Consider the following 3,098-nt stretch of genomic DNA (forward strand, 5'->3'; position numbering starts at 1 on the left):
ATGTATAACCAACAAAATTATCCATATGATCAAACGATGTATTATAATCCACAACAATACGGATATGAACCTGATATCGAAGTTAGAGAGGTTGAACTAGAAGATTATAGACCAGATGATGCGGAAGATGCTCCTACGTCACCACCACCGTCACAAGCTCCGTCTTTACCATCCACATTTGCTTCTCCTGCACAAGCGGGCAATATGAAATCATGGATGTGTAACTGTTTAGGAAGATGGGGATATTTACGTTTACATCGTCCTGGTCCATTCGGAAGAGACTTATGGTTTTTTCCGACAGAAGTAAGAAGAAGTGGGGTATCCGGCTACACCTGGCAAGCTGGTCGCCGCCGTAAAGTAAGTTATCGATATCAACAAATTAGTAATTTTATGTGCTTCGCATAATGGGAAGTGAGAGGGTAGAATGATTTTACTCTCTCACTTTTTTATTTTTCAATATTCGAAGTAAGGTTTTAATTGAAAATTTACAATTTTTCAGTTCTTATTGAAGTATAATTCAAATGTTGGGTTGATTTTTAAAAACAATTGAGAGTGAGGGAATGTAATGTCAATTAAAAATAAGGTTGGCCGAAAAATAGAGGATGGCATTAATTTAGCTTCTGCTCAGTTTAAAGAAGATGCTTATGAGATTTATAAAGAATCGCGAAAAGTGCAACCTATTTTATTTGTTAATAAAGTCGAGATTGGTACAGAATGGCTCATTACAAGATATGAAGATGCCCTGCCACTTTTAAAAGATAATCGCTTAAAAAAAGATCCAAATAATGTGTTTTCTAAAGATACAATGAACATGTTTCTTTCTGTTGACAATAGTGATCATTTAACAACGCATATGTTAAATTCGGATCCACCTAACCACAGTCGGTTACGATCTTTAGTTCAAAAAGCTTTTACACCAAAGATGATTTCACAATTAGACGGAAGAATTCAGAGAGTAGCGGATGATTTAATAAATGAGATAGAGCGAAAAGGTACATTAAATCTTGTGGATGATTATTCATTCCCATTACCGATTATTGTAATAAGTGAGATGCTTGGAATTCCAAAAGAGGATCAAGCGAAATTTAGAATTTGGTCTCATGCTGTCATTGCATCGCCAGAAACACCTGAAGAAATAAAAGAAACCGAAAAACAACTATCTGAGTTTATTACATATCTTCAATATATAGTTGATGTAAAACGGAAAAATCCAAAAGAAGATTTGGTTAGTGCGTTAATACTTGCAGAAAATGAAGGGCATAAACTTAGTGCTCGAGAGCTATATTCAATGATCATGTTATTAATTGTAGCCGGACACGAGACGACAGTGAATTTAATAACAAATACGGTATTAGCACTTCTTGAAAATCCGAAGCAATTACAGTTATTAAAAGATAATTCGAAATTAATTGATTCAGCTATTGAGGAAGGATTGCGTTATTATTCTCCAGTTGAGGTGACAACTGCAAGATGGGCGGCTGAGCCGTTTCAAATTCACGAACAAACAATCCAAAAAGGAGATATGGTTATTATCGCATTAGCTTCAGCAAACCGTGATGAAACAGTATTTGAAAACCCAGAAGTATTTGATATTACACGAGAAAATAACCGTCATATTGCCTTTGGGCATGGTAGTCATTTCTGCCTAGGAGCACCACTTGCTAGGTTGGAAGCAAAGATTGCTATTACTACTATGTTTAAACGGATGCCTGAACTACAAATAAAAGGCGATCGTGAAGATATTAAATGGCAAGGAAACTATTTAATGCGTTCTTTAGAGGAATTGCCTTTGACTTTCTAGAATAGTTAAAATGAGACATGCATACATTGAAAATGTTTTACATAGAGTATGTATGTGTTATTTAAATTCGAAACGGAAGGGTGAAAACATCCCAATGATCAACTAATTCTATTTGCAAGAGATCTTCGTTAAAAAACGAAATATTCTTCTGAATAGGATTAGTATGTACATGTATAGAAAAGGGATGTGTTTCGCGCTGCGAATATATAGTCTTTTCATATGATTTGTGCTGCCTCCTATTTAGAACACGAAATAGGAGGCTTTTTTATGTCGACGACTGCAGAAACGAATCAAAATCAGGGGGTATCACAAGTATTAAAAAATCGATTTGTGCAAGGAATTCTTGCTTCAGCATTATTTTTACAAATTGGAATATGGGTTCGGAACTTTGCAGTATTACTTTATGTTATGGAAATGACGAAAGGTGATGCTTTTGCAATTTCGATGATTTCAGTTGCCGAATTTGCACCGATTTTTATCTTCTCCTTTATTGGTGGGACCTTTGCGGATAGATGGAAGCCGAAGAAGACAATGATATGGTGTGAAACTTTAAGTTCTATATCAGTGTTCGCAGTATTGATCACTCTAATGTTTGGTACGTGGAAAATCGTGTTTTTTGTGACGCTCATATCTGCGATTCTTTCACAGTTTTCCCAACCATCCGGAATGAAATTATTTAAACAACATTTATCGACAGAACAAATTCAATTAGCCATGTCATTATATCAAACGATATTTGCAATATTTATGGTGTTAGGACCGATTATTGGAACATTTATTTTTCACAGCTTTGGAATCTATATTTCAATAATAATAACTGGTATCGCTTTTTTACTTGCCGCAGGTGTATTGTTATTTCTTCCGAAAGATCTTGAAAACGAAGCAGAAAAGAAAGATATCACTTTGTTACAGGAAATGAAGGATGGTATTAAGTACGTCAAAAAGAAAAAAGCATTAACCTTACTTGGTCTATGTTTTATGGCAGCAGGACTAGGTATAGGCTTAATTCAGCCACTAGGTATATTTATTGTGACTGAGCAGTTAGGGTTATCAAAAGAGAGTTTACAATGGTTACTAACAGTAAATGGCGCAGGGATGATTGTTGGTGGAGCTTTAGCGATGGTATTTGCGAAAAACGTTGCGCCGCAAAAAATGTTAATCGTAGGTATGCTAGGCCAGGCTATTGGAATTGGTATAATTGGTTACTCCACAAATTTATGGGTGACACTTACGGCGCAACTTTTTAGTGGGTTAGCTCTACCGTGTATTCAAATAGGTATTAATACACTTATTATAC

The 3,098-nt window shown here is 35.4% G+C and carries 3 protein-coding genes; all 3 read left to right on the top strand.

What is annotated here, in order from left to right; translation table 11 throughout:
• The gene (locus AB3X48_RS20025; protein ID WP_002110206.1) at positions 1 to 405 is read left to right on the top strand and encodes a hypothetical protein; all 405 of its coding nucleotides are present in this window, start codon (positions 1 to 3) and stop codon (positions 403 to 405) included.
• A 160-nt stretch (positions 406 to 565) separates the two neighbouring features.
• Positions 566 to 1,801, top strand: a complete 1,236-nt coding sequence (locus AB3X48_RS20030) for a cytochrome P450 family protein (protein WP_016105012.1) — start codon at positions 566 to 568, stop codon at positions 1,799 to 1,801.
• 267 nt (positions 1,802 to 2,068) lie between these two features.
• On the top strand, positions 2,069 to 3,098 hold a 1,030-nt coding region (locus AB3X48_RS20035; RefSeq protein WP_367959857.1), incomplete at its 3' end, for an MFS transporter.

Source organism: Bacillus sp. S4 (assembly GCF_040838205.1).
Classification (GTDB): domain Bacteria; phylum Bacillota; class Bacilli; order Bacillales; family Bacillaceae_G; genus Bacillus_A; species Bacillus_A cereus_U.

Bases quoted from the DNA above. Each gene is read 5' to 3' on its own strand.
- AB3X48_RS20025 (WP_002110206.1), top strand. From the start codon at position 1: ATGTATAACCAACAAAATTATCCATATGATCAAACGATGTATTATAAT.
- AB3X48_RS20030 (WP_016105012.1), top strand. From the start codon at position 566: ATGTCAATTAAAAATAAGGTTGGCCGAAAAATAGAGGATGGCATTAAT.